The organism is Mesorhizobium sp. LMG17149, from assembly GCF_024518695.1.
GTDB lineage: Bacteria > Pseudomonadota > Alphaproteobacteria > Rhizobiales > Rhizobiaceae > Mesorhizobium.
The window spans coordinates 12,824-26,621 of record NZ_JANIFL010000004.1; the positions used below are offsets into that span (position 1 = coordinate 12,824).

Annotated in this window: 17 protein-coding genes and 1 pseudogene; 10 read left to right on the forward strand and 8 right to left on the reverse strand. The window is 61.3% G+C overall.

Features of this window, described 5'->3' with window-relative positions; translation table 11 throughout:
• Positions 1-51: 51 nt before the first annotated feature.
• Complete coding sequence (locus NP945_RS09065; RefSeq protein ID WP_256746166.1) at positions 52-1,044, reverse strand: ABC transporter substrate-binding protein; 993 nt, start codon at positions 1,042-1,044, stop codon at positions 52-54.
• Positions 1,045-1,165: 121 nt separating this feature from the next.
• Between NP945_RS09065 and NP945_RS09070 the strand changes: the two genes are divergently transcribed.
• Positions 1,166-2,071 carry a LysR family transcriptional regulator gene (locus NP945_RS09070; RefSeq protein WP_256746167.1) on the forward strand — a complete coding sequence of 302 codons (906 nt, stop codon included), beginning with the start codon at positions 1,166-1,168 and terminating at the stop codon, positions 2,069-2,071.
• Positions 2,072-2,101: 30 nt separating this feature from the next.
• Here the strand turns inward: NP945_RS09070 and NP945_RS09075 are convergent, their stop codons facing one another.
• The gene (locus NP945_RS09075; protein ID WP_128308274.1) at positions 2,102-2,707 is read right to left on the reverse strand and encodes a hypothetical protein; all 606 of its coding nucleotides are present in this window, start codon (positions 2,705-2,707) and stop codon (positions 2,102-2,104) included.
• Positions 2,708-2,850: 143 nt separating this feature from the next.
• Between NP945_RS09075 and cysE the strand changes: the two genes are divergently transcribed.
• Both cysE and NP945_RS09085 read left to right on the forward strand, forming a co-directional pair.
• Positions 2,851-3,699, forward strand: a complete 849-nt coding sequence (gene cysE / locus NP945_RS09080) for a serine O-acetyltransferase (RefSeq protein WP_013531333.1) — start codon at positions 2,851-2,853, stop codon at positions 3,697-3,699.
• A gap of 151 nt (positions 3,700-3,850) precedes the next feature.
• Complete coding sequence (locus NP945_RS09085; RefSeq protein ID WP_013531334.1) at positions 3,851-4,054, forward strand: DUF3126 family protein; 204 nt, start codon at positions 3,851-3,853, stop codon at positions 4,052-4,054.
• A 69-nt stretch (positions 4,055-4,123) separates the two neighbouring features.
• Here NP945_RS09085 and NP945_RS09090 read toward each other — a convergent pair whose 3' ends face one another.
• Positions 4,124-4,849 carry a hypothetical protein gene (locus NP945_RS09090; protein WP_256746168.1) on the reverse strand — a complete coding sequence of 242 codons (726 nt, stop codon included), beginning with the start codon at positions 4,847-4,849 and terminating at the stop codon, positions 4,124-4,126.
• 125 nt (positions 4,850-4,974) lie between these two features.
• Between NP945_RS09090 and NP945_RS09095 the strand changes: the two genes are divergently transcribed.
• Together NP945_RS09095 and NP945_RS09100 are read left to right on the forward strand one after the other, a co-directional pair.
• The gene (locus tag NP945_RS09095) at positions 4,975-5,316 is read left to right on the forward strand and encodes a hypothetical protein (RefSeq protein WP_127271612.1); all 342 of its coding nucleotides are present in this window, start codon (positions 4,975-4,977) and stop codon (positions 5,314-5,316) included.
• A 19-nt stretch (positions 5,317-5,335) separates the two neighbouring features.
• Complete coding sequence (locus NP945_RS09100) at positions 5,336-5,863, forward strand: gamma carbonic anhydrase family protein (protein WP_256746169.1); 528 nt, start codon at positions 5,336-5,338, stop codon at positions 5,861-5,863.
• A 43-nt stretch (positions 5,864-5,906) separates the two neighbouring features.
• Here the strand turns inward: NP945_RS09100 and NP945_RS09105 are convergent, their stop codons facing one another.
• The 4 genes and pseudogenes from NP945_RS09105 to NP945_RS09120 form a co-directional block, all read right to left on the reverse strand.
• Entirely contained in the window at positions 5,907-6,467 is a 561-nt protein-coding gene (locus tag NP945_RS09105) for an ankyrin repeat domain-containing protein (RefSeq protein ID WP_256746170.1), read from the reverse strand.
• Positions 6,468-6,730: 263 nt separating this feature from the next.
• Positions 6,731-7,339 carry a transglutaminase-like cysteine peptidase gene (locus tag NP945_RS09110; protein WP_256746171.1) on the reverse strand — a complete coding sequence of 203 codons (609 nt, stop codon included), beginning with the start codon at positions 7,337-7,339 and terminating at the stop codon, positions 6,731-6,733.
• Positions 7,340-7,609: 270 nt separating this feature from the next.
• Positions 7,610-8,225: pseudogene (locus tag NP945_RS09115) on the reverse strand (PilZ domain-containing protein).
• Between the two features lie 177 nt (positions 8,226-8,402).
• Positions 8,403-9,035 (reverse strand): PAS domain-containing protein, encoded by a 633-nt coding sequence (locus NP945_RS09120; RefSeq protein ID WP_023812148.1) that lies wholly within the window; start codon positions 9,033-9,035, stop codon positions 8,403-8,405.
• 388 nt (positions 9,036-9,423) lie between these two features.
• Between NP945_RS09120 and NP945_RS09125 the strand changes: the two genes are divergently transcribed.
• Positions 9,424-10,182, forward strand: coding sequence for a rhomboid family intramembrane serine protease (locus NP945_RS09125; protein WP_127269621.1), 759 nt, complete (start codon positions 9,424-9,426; stop codon positions 10,180-10,182).
• Positions 10,183-10,269: 87 nt separating this feature from the next.
• The gene (locus NP945_RS09130; RefSeq protein WP_027039198.1) at positions 10,270-10,701 is read left to right on the forward strand and encodes a CBS domain-containing protein; all 432 of its coding nucleotides are present in this window, start codon (positions 10,270-10,272) and stop codon (positions 10,699-10,701) included.
• A gap of 48 nt (positions 10,702-10,749) precedes the next feature.
• Here the strand turns inward: NP945_RS09130 and NP945_RS09135 are convergent, their stop codons facing one another.
• Entirely contained in the window at positions 10,750-11,007 is a 258-nt protein-coding gene (locus NP945_RS09135) for a YjhX family toxin (protein ID WP_127269620.1), read from the reverse strand.
• A 290-nt stretch (positions 11,008-11,297) separates the two neighbouring features.
• Between NP945_RS09135 and gatB the strand changes: the two genes are divergently transcribed.
• The 3 genes from gatB to NP945_RS09150 all read left to right on the forward strand — a co-directional run bounded on the left by gatB (position 11,298) and on the right by NP945_RS09150 (position 13,718).
• Complete coding sequence (gene gatB, locus NP945_RS09140; RefSeq protein WP_127810287.1) at positions 11,298-12,797, forward strand: Asp-tRNA(Asn)/Glu-tRNA(Gln) amidotransferase subunit GatB; 1,500 nt, start codon at positions 11,298-11,300, stop codon at positions 12,795-12,797.
• A gap of 4 nt (positions 12,798-12,801) precedes the next feature.
• A complete protein-coding gene (locus NP945_RS09145) occupies positions 12,802-13,290 on the forward strand; it encodes a GNAT family N-acetyltransferase (RefSeq protein ID WP_256746172.1) in 489 nt (162 codons plus the stop codon).
• 83 nt (positions 13,291-13,373) lie between these two features.
• Positions 13,374-13,718, forward strand: a complete 345-nt coding sequence (locus NP945_RS09150; RefSeq protein ID WP_023812139.1) for an antibiotic resistance protein VanZ — start codon at positions 13,374-13,376, stop codon at positions 13,716-13,718.
• Positions 13,719-13,798 lie beyond the last annotated feature (80 nt).

The following is a 13,798-nucleotide window of genomic DNA, read 5'->3' on the forward strand; positions in this document are numbered from 1 at the left end:
TGACATCGCTGCCGACAGCCGAGACAAGCTGCCGGCCCGGCCGCGCGGCCGCTATTTCGCCGGGATCTTGTTGATCGCCGAATTGTCGATCTGGTCGGCCGCCACCAGTCTGTTGTCGGCGGCGCCGTTCTCCAGGTTTAGATCCATCACCGTGTCGAATATCCCGTGCAACGTGCCTTTTTCTCCCGGCTTGCCCATGTAGGCCAGGGATTCTGCAAGCGTCGTGTAGGACAGGCTGGAGTTGACGATGTCGGTCACTTCGGCAGGCGTCAGGCCGAAATGCTTGGACGCCATGTCGGCGAATTTTTCCGGCTCGGCCTTGATGAAATCGACCGCCTCATAGATGCAGCCGAGGAATTTTGCGTATTTGTCGGGGTTCGCCTTGAAGTCGTCGTTGCGGGCGATGATCGCGTCGATGATGATGCCGCGATGATCCTTGGACGAGATCAGCATGCGGGCACCGGTGCGGGTCGAGGCCTTCAGCGCCTGCGACATGAACGGTTCGTAGGTCGCGATCGCCGCGATCGATTCATCGACGAAAACCGCACCCGTATCGGCCGTCGCGATGTCCTTGATCTGCAGATCCTTCAGCGACAGGCCCGCCTGCTTCAGCTCCATCTGCAACAGCAGGCGCGAGGGGATGTTGGGCTCGGCCGCGACAACCTTGCCCTTGAGATCGGCAACCGACTTGATCTTGTCATCGGTGATGACGCCGTCGCCACCGACGGATTCGTCGATCGTTCCGATGATGATGCCGGGCGTCGAGGCGTCGCGCGGGCGGCCCTGATATTCGCCGACCGAGCGCATCTGCATCTCGATGTCGCCGCGCGCCATCGCCGCCATGACGTTGGTCAGGTCATCCTCGAACTTGATGCTGACATCAAGGCCCTTGGCGGTGAAGCAGCCAAGGTCGCTGGCGATATGGACAGGCGCAAATCCCAGCCATGTCGGCGCCAGGATGCGGATCTGGTCGGCGCTGAGGGCGAGCTGCGAACTGGCGAGCAGCAGGGCTGCGGACAAGGCGGTGCCGAGTAACGGTTTCATGATTGTTCCCCAATTTTGTTCCGTACAGGCTCGCGATTTCTGACATTGATGTAAATGAGTTTATTTAGAACGATACATCGAATAACATCGATGTATCGTTCTGTGCATCATGGGGGGCGCCATGCGCCGGCTGGACAATATCGACATCCGCCTGCTGCGCGTTTTCGTGGCGCTGGCCGATTCAGGCGGGTTCGCCGCTGCGCAAATCACGCTCAACCTGTCACAGCCGACGCTGAGCACGCATCTGGCGGAGCTGGAGAAACGCATCGGTGCCCAACTCTGCCATCGCGGGCGCAAGCAATTCCGCCTGACCGAGGTTGGACAGGCAACCTACGATGCGGCGCAGAAGCTGTTCCGCGACCTTGACGATTTCGGACATCGCATCAATGCAGCCAGCGGCAGCCTGTCGGGCCGCTTGCGGGTCGGCACGTCTGATGGGGTCTTCACCAGTGGCGAACTGGGTATCCAGCACGCGCTTAGCCGCTTCATGGGGCCGGATTCCGACGTCTTCATCGACCTTTCGGTGGGTACGCCGTCCGAACTCGAGCAACAAGTCGCCGATGGCGGTCGCGACGTTGTCATCGGGCCGCTGTCGCAGAAAGCGCCTGGGGTTGTCTATCGCGACTATTGCGGCGAACCGCATCTTCTCTATTGCGGCCGCCGGCACCCGCTCTTTGCGATGCTCGATTCAAGGATCGATCAAGGCGCCGTCGACGCCGCGCGGTTCTCGGTGCGCAGCTATCGGCATTTCGACGACCTCTACCTGGTCGGCCATCCCAAGGCGAGTGCATCGGTCGTGCACATGGAAGCGCAGTTGATGCTGATCCTGTCGGGCAACTTCATCGGCTTTCTGCCGTGCCATTTTGCCGATCCCTGGGTCGCCGCCGGAGACATGCGGGCAATCAAGCCAAGGGCCTATTCGTTCAGTTCCATACACCGCGTCGCCTATCGCAAGACCGACGCCCAGCGCTCGCTTGTTCAGGCGTTTCTCGGTGCATTGTTCGATGCAACGCCCGTGGCCGGATAGGGCGACATGCAAGCGTGCCACCGGCGAAGATCACAAAGGGCTTTGCAGGGCCTGCAATGACCGCGTCATGTTTTCCCTGGCCTGCGGTTCGCAGCGCTGGCGAAACTCTTCAGTGTGGAAGATATGCGGGCGGGCGAGGAAGCTCTTCAAGACCGCACTGCGTCCGGCTCGCCACATCGGCTCCTCCACCCAGTGATACTCGCGCCGCACGGCGCGCTCATAGGCGTCGAAGGCGTCCGGCGCGGCTCCCAGGATCGACAGGTCCATATCCAGGAAAAGACTTGCGTCCCGTGTGGCCGCCGCGTCTTCGAACGGCGGCACCTGGTGCGTGGCGGTGGCGACGATCATTGCCGAGATGCGGTTAAGGCGTGAAGGATTTGCGCGGCCCGCCAGCTTTTTCTCGGCAAGGGCCGCACTTTGCGCCTCATTGTCCTTGGCCTTGCTGTCGTAGATGGCATCGTGGAACCAGATCGCCGCTTCGATCGCCTCGGGGTCGCCGAGCAATTCTCGACAGTCGCCAGCGAGCGCCAGCATTGCCTCGATATGGGAAAGGTTATGATAGTGGCGGCCTGGCGCCCGGTAGAGAGCCGAAAGCTCGCTTTTCAGCGCGTCGTCGATCAAGGGTTCGTTTTCCATGGCTGCTTGAATTCCCGCGAACCAAATCCATTTGACAAAGCACTAAGGAAAATTGAGTTCAATCGTGCTATGATCTGGCTTATATGTGCGGCTTGGCAACAGGCACAACAGGCAAGCCAGGCAGGACGCAGGACGAGACGGCGATGAACAGCATCAGCATTTCCCGACACAGCGCATTGAAGCCGGTCGATCCGATCTGGCGTTCGATCCGCGACGAGGCCATGGAGGCTGTCAACCGCGACCCGCTGCTCGCTGCATTCCTCTATTCGACCATCCTCAACCAGGACAGCCTGGAAGAAGCAGTCATTCACCGGCTGGCCGAGCGGCTGGCGCACCAGGACATCGGCTCCGACCTCATCCGCCAGACCTTCAAGTCCATGCTGGCCGACGACAAGGAGTGGCCGACGACGGTGCGTGTCGACATCCAGGCCTATTACGATCGCGATCCGGCTTGCGATCGCTTCATCATGCCTGTGCTCTATTTCAAGGGTTTCCACGCCATCCAGACCCATCGGCTGGCGCATTGGCTGTGGAATCAGGGGCGCAAGGATTTCGCGCTCTACCTGCAGAGCCGCTCGTCTTCGGTGTTCCAGACCGACATCAACCCGGCCGCCCGCATCGGCAAGGGCATCTTCATCGACCATGCCACCGGCCTCGTGGTCGGCGAGACCGCTGTCATCGAGGATGACGTGTCGATCCTGCATGGCGTGACGCTGGGCGGCACCGGCAAGGCCGGTGGCGACCGCCACCCCAAGATCCGCTACGGCGTGCTGATCGGCGCCGGCGCCAAGATCCTCGGCAACATCGAAATCGGCCATTGCTCGAAGATAGCGGCCGGCTCGGTGGTGCTGTCGCCTGTGCCGCACAACAAGACGGTTGCCGGCGTGCCGGCCCGCGTCGTCGGTGAGACCGGCTGCGATCAGCCGTCGCGCCAGATGGACCAGCTTCTGCCGTCGCAGACGATGGATCAGGTCGTCAGCTTCGACATCTGATTTTCACGGCGCCGTCGTCTGCTGTCGGATTCCGGCCGCGGGCAGGAGCGGGCGGTTGTCTCGCCTTATCAGGCCGCTTGCCTTTACATCGCCATTGTCGACGTGCCAGAAGCGCGTTCGAACGAGCAAGCCCGATGATCGGAGAAGACTGTTGAAGCCGGACGAAATCAGAAAGCTGGACGCCTATTTCAAGCGCGTCTTCCAGAACCCCAAGCTCGAGGTCAAGGCACGGCCGCGCAAGGACGATTCGGCCGAGGTCTATGTCGGCGACGAATTCCTCGGCATCGTCTTCAAGGACGAGGACGACGGCGATTACAATTTCTCGATGGCGATCCTCGACATCGATCTGGCCTGAGCCAGCGATTTTGCGCTCGGCCGGCTCCGCCTCGAATGCGGCCGGCCGGCCGCACCTTCCGAGGCTTTCTTACTGTCCTGTTTTCAGGACGCGCCCGGCTTCAGTGGCGATTGCCGCGTCGAGCGCCTGCCAATCGCCCAGAAACTCCCTTGGGAAGCGATAGGTGAGGCTGAGTTCGTCGCCGACCTGGATGTCGCGCTCGCAAGGCGCCAGCGATTGGTCGGCACTCGGTCCGCTCAGGCAACGGGCCACAAACGGCTCCTTGCCGGGGCGATTGCCGACAACCAGCACCTCGTTCAGATAGCCTGATTTCTCGTTGAAACCATAAATCATCGTGCCGCCAGGCCCGACAATGCCGGGTTGGATGATCAACGCGCTGTAGATCGGCGCGAAGCGGCCACTCATGTCACGCGACATCATCTGCTGTTCGAAGGCCAGAAAGACGATGCTTTTGGCTGTCCCCGTATGGTTGAAATCATCCCGCGCGGCCTCGCTGTAGCCGTCCATCTGGGGATAGCGCAGATAGAGGTCGAGCCGCGAGGCGATGCCGTCGCGCCGGGCCTGGGCGAAACGGATGGCGTTGGCCGGGACCGTGATGACATTGTTGCCGATCACCACCTGGTGCATCGTTGCGTCGTCGGTGTATCCGGCCATGGCGATCGAATGGCCAAACCATTTGCCTGCAAGGCTGATCGCTGCTGAAAGCAGGGCCAGCGCCGCGAATCCGTAGAGCACCCGCTTCATCAGCCTGGAATCGACCACAGTGAGTTCGTTGGCGAGCGCTGCCTGCTTCATCTCAGTCCTCGGATCTCGGGCCGTCCGTCCGCCTCCAGTGTCCCTGGGCGGCACACATCGTACGGCACGGCTCTTGCAGCCTGCGTGGAACGACTGTGCAATTTCATGGTAAATGGAAAGTTAAGATGGGACCGCTGGAACTCACACTCTTTGCTTTTGCCGTCGGGTTGACGGCCTGCGGGCTGGCCGGATCGGCTATGGAACTGGTGTCGGGCCGCAAGGTCGCCTTCACCGAACCCTATGTGTCGCCGTCACATGTCTTGCGCTCGCTGCTCGCCACTGCCTGTGCCGGACCCTTCATGCTGGTCAATGATGCCATCGATGCCCGGCGTCAGCGCCGCATTTCAACGTTGGCGCTGATGTCCTGCGGCTGCACGGCAATTGCGTGGACCTTGGCGCTGGGCGTCGTCGTGCTTGCCATTGCCTCATGGACGGTCCGTCTCCTAGGGTCCGAGCTGCCAGCTTGAGACGATTCGGAGACCAGAAATGCCGCTTTATGCGATCGATGGAACAGAGCCCAGCTTCGCCGATGCGGGTTCGAACTGGATCGCACCCGATGCGACGCTGATCGGCGACGTCAGGGTCGGACGCAATGCCGGCTTCTGGTTCGGCGCCGTCATCCGCGGCGACAATGAGCCCATCGTCATCGGTGCCGACACCAATGTGCAGGAACATACGGTCATGCACACCGATCCCGGTTTCCCGCTGACGATCGGGGAAGGCTGCACGATCGGCCACCGCGCCTTGCTGCATGGCTGCACGATCGGCGACAACAGCCTGATCGGCATGGGCGCCATCGTGCTGAACGGCGCGAAAATCGGCAGAAATTCTCTGGTTGGCGCCGGCGCGCTGGTCACCGAAGGCAAGGAATTCCCGGACAATTCGCTGATCGTCGGCTCGCCTGCCAAGGCGATCAGGGTGCTGGACGACGCGGCCGTTGCAAGGTTGCGCGGTTCGGCGGCGCACTACGTTGCCAACGGCAAGCGCTTCAAGGCGGGGTTGAAGAAGGTCTGAGGTCAGCCTGGCATTTGCTGGCGGTGGTTCGTAGCGCCCCAACTCACTGTCTGTCGGAGCTGCGCCCGGCCATCGCATCGCGCAGCAAGGAGGCACCGGCTTCAAAGCCGGCAATCTCGGCTTCCTCGATCACGTTCCTGTAGTCATCGATGCGGGTTTCGAGCACCGGGTCGGCGCCCGCCGCCAAAAGCAGGCCGATCGCATCGACACTGCGGATGGCCACCGAATAGTGCAGCGGAGTCCAGTCGTTGACGCCCCGCATGTTGGGGTCGGCACCGCCGTCGATCAACACCCGCACGATGTCCAGCCGGTCGGCGCGGTCGGTGGACAGCGCTGCAATGATGGACGGAAACCCGCCGTGATCCTGATAGTTTGGATTCGAGCCGGCATCCAGCAAAGACGAGATGAAGCCGACGGGGCTCCAATAGATCGCATATTCCAGCGGATGCCCGAGGCCGAGCTCGAACGGCATGCGCTCGTCGAACCAGCGGGAAGAGCCGCCCAACGCCACGCCGAGGCCCTCGAAGTCGCCGGCCTTGAAGGCATCGTCGATAACGTTGAACAGGCGATGGCGCTCGCATCGATCTTCCGGGATTTCCAACATGGCCGTGATCCAGAAGGCGAAACTGACGGCCTATAGTGCCTCGATCTTCCGGGCGTGGGAAGGCGGGACGATTCGACTGAATGAGATTGGGATCTTCAGCCTACCGCAGGCTGATTGGTTTTCGATTCTCCGCCAGAAATGGCGGAGCCGGCCCGGGGACGGGGCCGGCTCCTTTCACCCGGTCGTTGGGGACGGGGAGGGTGGGGACTCGACCGGGTTTCTCCTTAAGCGGTCACATTCATGCGACGCGCTTGATCTCTGTTTTAGCGGACGCTGGCGACCGCGTCGGAGCGGCCGTCATTGATCGTCACCCAAACGCCGGAATTCTGGTCCGACTGGCGCTTGAGATAGGTGTAGTCGGTGTCCGTCCAGGACAGGACTTTGGTTTCCAGATTGTCGAGGATGAATTCTCCAAGGCTCGTGCGCACGGTCAGCACCGCGTGGCCGTCGCCATTCGGCTGGCGCGCCACCGTCATCAGCAGATTGCCGGCGGGGACGCCGGCATCCATCAACTCGCGGCGCTTTTCCAGCGCGTAGTCCTCGCAATCGCCATAGCCATTGGCCGGATAGGCCCAATATTCCTCGACACCGTAGTTTTCCATGTCGGTGCGCGGCTTGATGCGGGTGTTGACCGAATTGTTGATCTTGACGATCGTCGCCCACAGTTTGCGGGTCAGTTCGACCGGCGCACCCTTCGGGGTCCGTTCGCTGCATTCGCCAGGACTGCGCTGGCAGAACTCATAATGGCCAACAGGCTGGGTGGTGCGTCCGCCGGTGTGCATATAGGCCGGTCCCGCGGCATATGCTGATCCCCAAGCGGAAAGCTGCATCGCCATTGCCACCAGCAACAGCTTGCCCCTCGTGTTCTTCATTGTTGTAGTCTCCCCGTTCGAAGGAGACATTGCCACATGTGGATTTATGTGACGCAAAAGCTCGAAGTAGATATTGAGTAAAACTCCAGTAGAATAAACGTAAAATTTGAACCAGTTGAGTATTAATTCGTTTGGATATTGAGGCGCCAATCTCGACGCGCGGAGGGCTGCCAAGCCCCGCCAAGAGTGGCCTAAGCATGCAGGTCATGGCGTCGAAAACAAAAAACCGGCCACAAGGGCCGGTTTCCTGGAGTGTCGCTGTCGGCCTGCTCAGGTACGTGGCGTGTTGAATTCGGAATCGAGCGTTTCGGGGCGCTGGATCACAGCGAATTCGATGGCGACGCCGTCCTCGAAATGACGCACGACCTGCCCGCGCATGGTGCCAAGCATAACCTGGATGCCAATCGCCGGCTTGACGTCGATCTCGACCGCGGCGCCGGAGAGCGAAAGGTCGATGATACGGCATTGGTACTGGCGGCCGTCGGTGAGCTGCAGCACGCTGGTCGGATTGCGCGGCGCGACGCGCTCGTGGCGGCGATCTTCCGGCAGGTCGAGTTCATGCTTGTTGGCGAGCCAGGTCAATTGCGCGGCCAGCTTGTCCTTCTTGCGATCCGACGCGATGACGGTCATCGCGAAACCGTCCTGCAAGGTGCGGGTGACGACACCTTCGATGCGGCCGATATGATCGATGTAGGCAATGATTTTTTCGCCGGGCATGCCGATGTTCGGTGCGAAACGCGACATTGCCCGGTGACATGTCGACGACCTGGCAGGGGTGTTCGGTGCGGTCTTCCAGCATGAAGCGTCCGTAGATTTTAACCCGGACGCGCTGAAAGTTACGCCTTTCAGCTTGGGACGGCGCATAGTCGACCGCCGCTGACCTCATGACTGCCTACACCCCGTTTGGCATCCCGCGCGCCGATGCGAGGAACTTCATCAGAGAAGTACAACAAAGCGGGTTAACAAAGGGAAAAAGCGGGCGCTCCAGGGGTTTCCTTTTTGCAGGTCGCGGTGCCAAAATAGCCGCGCAGTTTTGGGCGACGTGCATCAGGCCGCAAACGGACTATTCCTCGCGCCCGCCATCGAACACGACGAGATGGCGGATGCGGCGCGCCCGGCCGAGTGCCGAGATCGTCTCGGGTGCTCCAAGTTCATCGGGAACGAGCGAGGGAACATCGATCGCCGGGCGATTGTTGAGAAGCTCCTTCTCCGGATCGATGACGCGTATCGAATCGATCAACGCGTCGGTGATCGGATCGGCACCCAGCCAGAAGGGCTTCTCCACGGCGCTGATGACGCCCAGGCAGCGCGGATTTTCGACGCCGCCGTCCAGCGGCAGGGCAAGCAGTTCGAACTTGTTTGAGCGCCCGTTGCGGCTGAAACCCTCATAGCTGATCAGCACGACCGACTTCTGCTCGAAGACGCCATGGATCAGCCGCGAGACGAGCCGCTGATCCTTCTCGCGCCACAGCGATGGAAAGGAAAACCCCTTGAGTTCGCGGCCGTAGCAGGCGCAAAGCCTGGTGCCGGCCAGCCGGAATACGGCTTGCCCGCGCGTGTCCCGTTCCAGGATAAAGGTGTCGGCCAGCAGCGACTTGATGTCGGCCGGCTCGACCTCCGAACGCTTCGGGGCAGGGCGTCCATCACGCAGGCGGTTCCAATATTGGAACAGCGTGATCGATCCATTCTGGTTCATACTATGCTGCTCCGCGCATTCTGTCGTCTGATGTCCCATCGGTGAACAGAAGGGCGCCCTCCGATGACCTACATGCGTTGCGGAGCAGGAAGCGTGCCAGCGTCGTTAACACTTGTTCACGGGTCGGGGCCGTTAAGGTTAACAGGTGGTTTACGTTGCATCGAAGCGAGCCCCGTGGCACACAAAAACCACTCCAGAAGCGGTCGTTTCGCGACGATCGGCAGCACTTCAGTCAAGAGTTTTAGGGGAGCAGGGGGCTCGACCAGCCGTTCAAGGGAAACCTTGAACGGCTTCTTTTTTGATTCGCGCCGCGGCGATTCGCGGTTTGCGGTTCGGTCCGTGGTGATCTAGATGCTCGAACCCCGAATCCCGCAGAGTGCAATTTCAAATGAGTGAACCGGCATCTCCCTCGGAAGTCGACCCGGTCGAGGGCGCACCTGAACCGCGGCGCGAGCCGGTGTTCAACCTGCCGCCCGTCGTGCTGGCGGTGATCGGCATCTGCGTCGTCGTCTACCTGTTGCAGCAATATGTGTTGAGCGAATCCCAGCAGATGACATTGCTGTATGACGGGGCCTTCATCCCCGTTCTCTACACCGGGCAATACGGCTTCGACTGGTTCCTGTTTTCGCGGCCCTTCACCTATGCCTTCATGCATGGCGGCTTTGCCCACATCGCCATCAATATGGTGTGGCTCGCCGCGTTTGGTTCACCATTGGCAAACCGTCTGGGAGCGCTGTGGTTCGCGCTGTTTTTTGCCGCAACCGGGTTGGCTTCGGTCGCGCTTTTCTGGGCGATGCATCCTTATGGTGAGGCGCCGCTGGTCGGGGCTTCCGGTGCGATATCGGGCATGATGGGGGCTGCGGCGCGTTTCGGCTTCCGCACCGACCGTTCGGCCGGCAAGGCCGCCTTCGCCGGCCCCGTGTTGCCGATCGCATTCGTATTGCGCCTGCGCGGTGTCGTGATCTTCCTCGCCATGTGGATGGTCATCAATCTCGCCACCGGCCTGCTCGGGTTTGCCCCAGGGGTAGATGGTCAGATCGCCTGGGAGGCTCATATTGGCGGCTTTGTCGCGGGCTTCTTCGGCCTGCGCTGGTTCGACAGGCGATGGCAGGCGCCCGAGTGGGAGACGACTGACCACCGCACTTGAAATGCAACCGATCACGGCGCACGATGTTCACTCTTACGTGAAGGCCGGTCAGGGCAGGAACCGGCAGGCAAAGCAGAGGAGGACGCCATGACGGTGAAGGCAATTCTCGAGAGAAAAGGCCATGACGTGTTGACGCTCGGGCCGAACGAAAAGCTGAGCGAAGCCATCCGCATCCTGGCAGAGCACAAGATCGGTGCGCTGGTCATCACCAATGGCGATCGCAAGATCGTCGGCATCCTGTCAGAGCGCGACATCGTCCGGGTTGTCGCCCGGGAAGGTGGAGCCGCGCTCGATATCGCGGTGCGTTCGGCGATGACGCCGAAGGTGAAGATCTGCAACGAAAATCACACCGTCAACGAGGTGATGGAGATTATGACCCGCGGCCGTTTCCGCCATCTGCCGGTGGAAAAGGACGGCATGCTCGATGGCATCGTGTCCATCGGCGACGTGGTCAAGCGCCGCATCGAGGATGTCGAGCGCGAGGCCGACCAGATCAGGGCCTATATCGCCACTGCCTGAACGGTGAGGCGAACCGCCGGCCGGAGAACCGACCGGCGGAACCGCGGGCTACCTGTTGTCGAGTTCGGAGCGGACAAGTGCGAGCCCGCGCCGGGTGATGCGGTAGGGGCCGCCTCCCGACGAAGAAACCGCCTTCTTCCGCTTCAGCTTTCGAAACATGTCGAGATCGACGTCCGGATAGTGCCAGCCGTCGCGGGTCAGGCATTTGACGGAGGCGATCCGCTTCTTGTCGTTCTTTTCGATTTCAATGCGTCCGCCCTGCGCGAGCAGGTGCAGGATGCGCTGTTCAGTGCGCGAAATATCCATGTGAGAGTTTTCCGGGAAAACAAAAAATGCCGCCGCCGCGAAGCTTCGCGGCACGGGGTTTCAGGTTTTCTGCCCTGCCTCGCCAGGAGGTCAGGGCCTTACCGGGACTGAGCGTAAGTGGACATCCACTCTCCATTGGAATGAGCGTCCTATAGGCGAAAGCGGCTGAAAAGGCCAGTCCGTGGCTTTGCGCTTGTCTCTTTTGGCCGTTTGCACTAGCGAATGATTTCACGTTCGACGTGAAATTCAGGTTCAAACGTGAAATCAGTCACCGCAATTCGCAGGCCGCCATGTCCCTTATCGACACCCGTACTCCTGACGCAAAACGCCTGATCCCCGGCGCCACCGGCGACTGGGAGATCATCATCGGCCTCGAGGTCCATGCGCAGGTCACGTCGGAAGCAAAGCTGTTTTCGGGCGCCTCGACGGCCTTCGGCGCGCCGCCCAACGCCAATGTCAGCCTGGTCGATGCGGCGATGCCGGGCATGCTGCCGGTCATCAACGAGGAATGCGTCAAGCAGGCGATCCGCACCGGCCTGGGGCTGAAGGCGCAGATCAACCACAAGTCAGTCTTCGATCGGAAGAACTACTTTTATCCCGACCTGCCGCAGGGCTACCAGATCTCGCAGTTCAAGCAGCCGATCGTCGGCGAAGGCACGGTGATCGTTTCGGTCGGCCCGGACCGCCAGGGCGAATTCGAGGACATCGAGGTCGGCATCGAGCGGCTGCATCTGGAGCAGGATGCCGGCAAGTCGATGCACGACCAGCATGCGACCATGTCCTATGTCGATCTCAACCGCTCCGGCGTGGCGCTGATGGAGATCGTCTCCAAGCCGGACATGCGCTCGGCCGACGAGGCCAAGGCTTATGTCACCAAGCTGCGCACCATCGTGCGCTATCTCGGCACCTGCGATGGCAACATGGACGAAGGCTCGATGCGCGCCGACGTCAACGTTTCGGTGCGCAAGCCGGGCGGCGAGTTCGGCACGCGCTGCGAGATCAAGAACGTCAACTCGATCCGCTTCATCGGCCAGGCCATCGACTATGAGGCGCGCCGGCAGATCGCCATCCTCGAGGATGGCGGCAAGATCGATCAGGAGACGCGGCTGTTCGACGCCGTCAAGGGCGAGACGCGTTCGATGCGCTCCAAGGAAGAGGCGCATGATTACCGCTACTTCCCCGATCCCGACCTTTTGCCGCTGGAATTCGACCAGGCCTATGTCGATGCGCTGGCCAAGGAATTGCCGGAACTGCCGGACGACAAGAAGGCGCGGCTGATCGCGTCGCTCGGCCTGTCCGTCTATGACGCCTCGATCCTGGTTTCGGAAAAGCCGATCGCCGATTATTTCGAGAAGGTGGCCGCCGGCCGCGACGGCAAGCTTGCCGCCAATTGGGTCATCAACGATCTGCTCGGGCAATTGAACAAGGCCGGAAAAGACATTGAAAACGCTCCGGTTTCACCCGAGCAGCTCGGTGCGGTCATCGATCTGATCAAGGATGGCACCATCTCCGGCAAGATCGCCAAGGACCTGTTCGAGATCGTCTGGAATGAGGGCGGCGACCCGCGCCAACTGGTCGAGAGCCGTGGCATGAAGCAGGTCACCGACACCGGCGCCATCGAGAAGGCCGTCGACGACGTTATTGCCGCCAATCCCGACAAGGTCGAACAGGCGCGCGCCAAGCCGAGCATGGCCGGCTGGTTCGTCGGCCAGGTGATGAAGGCGACCGGCGGCAAGGCCAACCCGCAAGCCGTCAACGACCTCGTCAAGGCCAAGCTGGGCATCGAGTAGCGCCGTGTTCGTCCGCACCGCAGGTGAACGCGACCTTGCCGCTGTGCGGACGCTGCTGGTGGAAACGTGGCATGCGACCTATGACGCCATTTATGGCGCTGCCAAAGTCACCGAGATCACCGACGAATGGCACTCGGTCGCTTCGCTCCGCTCGCGGCTGACGCGGCCGAATTCGGAATTCCTGGTGGCCGATGATGGCAAGCGGATCGGCGGCATGGCTTTCGCCGCCGCCACCGCCGATGCGAAAATCATCCTGCTGAACCAGCTCTACGTCCATACGGACTGCCAAAGGCGCGGGATCGGGCAAGCACTGCTCGACGAGGTCGAGGCCAGTTTCCCGGAAGCGCGAACGCTGCGCGTCGAGGTCGAGGAGGCCAATGGCGGCGCCATCGCCTTCTATCGGTCGAAAGGGTTCTTGCCTGTCAGTGCCGCGGAGGAGTCCCGTGATACCTCAAGGCCGACGACGCTGAGTTTCGAGAAGTCGCTCGGATAGATTGCCACCGGGATGAATAGAGCGACCCGGCCATGCGTCATCGCGGCGTTTGCTGTGCCGGCTCACGACGGATATGCAAGAGCATGACCAAACTGTCCCGCATTACAGCGCTGGCGCTGCTCGCCATCATCATTTTCGCGACCTTGTCGCCGATCCAGATGCGGCCGCACCTCGCTGAAGCGAATGTCGAGCGTGCCTTGGCTTATGTCCTGCTGGGCTTCGCCCTGGCGATCGGCTTCCCCAACCGACTGTACCAGGTCGTGATCTTCGTGGCTGTGACCGCCGGCATGCTGGAACTGCTTCAGCTCATTGATCCCGGTCGCCATGCACGCCTCATCGATGCATTGGTGAAAGCCCTTGCCGGGGTGGTTGGGATCGTCGCGGGACACCTGATCGTCAGGGCCGGCGGACAAAAGAGCGAGAGCTAGGCGCGGCAGCAATCCGCCGCGATACGTCGACCCCAAAGAGTACGGGACCATCGACTGTGGTCGGCCCGTGTCTATCTGGC

What these genes read in the sequence shown, in the direction of transcription:
- NP945_RS09100 (WP_256746169.1), top strand. Translation starts at nt 5,336, where the DNA reads ATGCCGCTTTATGCGATCGATGGAACAGAGCCCAGCTTCGCCGATGCG.
- cysE (WP_013531333.1), top strand. Translation starts at nt 2,851, where the DNA reads ATGAACAGCATCAGCATTTCCCGACACAGCGCATTGAAGCCGGTCGAT.
- NP945_RS09070 (WP_256746167.1), top strand. Translation starts at nt 1,166, where the DNA reads ATGCGCCGGCTGGACAATATCGACATCCGCCTGCTGCGCGTTTTCGTG.
- NP945_RS09135 (WP_127269620.1), bottom strand. Translation starts at nt 11,007, where the DNA reads ATGGATATTTCGCGCACTGAACAGCGCATCCTGCACCTGCTCGCGCAG.
- NP945_RS09120 (WP_023812148.1), bottom strand. Translation starts at nt 9,035, where the DNA reads ATGAACCAGAATGGATCGATCACGCTGTTCCAATATTGGAACCGCCTG.
- NP945_RS09150 (WP_023812139.1), top strand. Translation starts at nt 13,374, where the DNA reads ATGACCAAACTGTCCCGCATTACAGCGCTGGCGCTGCTCGCCATCATC.
- NP945_RS09090 (WP_256746168.1), bottom strand. Translation starts at nt 4,849, where the DNA reads ATGAAGCAGGCAGCGCTCGCCAACGAACTCACTGTGGTCGATTCCAGG.
- NP945_RS09125 (WP_127269621.1), top strand. Translation starts at nt 9,424, where the DNA reads ATGAGTGAACCGGCATCTCCCTCGGAAGTCGACCCGGTCGAGGGCGCA.
- NP945_RS09105 (WP_256746170.1), bottom strand. Translation starts at nt 6,467, where the DNA reads ATGTTGGAAATCCCGGAAGATCGATGCGAGCGCCATCGCCTGTTCAAC.
- NP945_RS09065 (WP_256746166.1), bottom strand. Translation starts at nt 1,044, where the DNA reads ATGAAACCGTTACTCGGCACCGCCTTGTCCGCAGCCCTGCTGCTCGCC.
- NP945_RS09075 (WP_128308274.1), bottom strand. Translation starts at nt 2,707, where the DNA reads ATGGAAAACGAACCCTTGATCGACGACGCGCTGAAAAGCGAGCTTTCG.
- NP945_RS09130 (WP_027039198.1), top strand. Translation starts at nt 10,270, where the DNA reads ATGACGGTGAAGGCAATTCTCGAGAGAAAAGGCCATGACGTGTTGACG.
- NP945_RS09110 (WP_256746171.1), bottom strand. Translation starts at nt 7,339, where the DNA reads ATGAAGAACACGAGGGGCAAGCTGTTGCTGGTGGCAATGGCGATGCAG.
- NP945_RS09095 (WP_127271612.1), top strand. Translation starts at nt 4,975, where the DNA reads ATGGGACCGCTGGAACTCACACTCTTTGCTTTTGCCGTCGGGTTGACG.
- gatB (WP_127810287.1), top strand. Translation starts at nt 11,298, where the DNA reads ATGTCCCTTATCGACACCCGTACTCCTGACGCAAAACGCCTGATCCCC.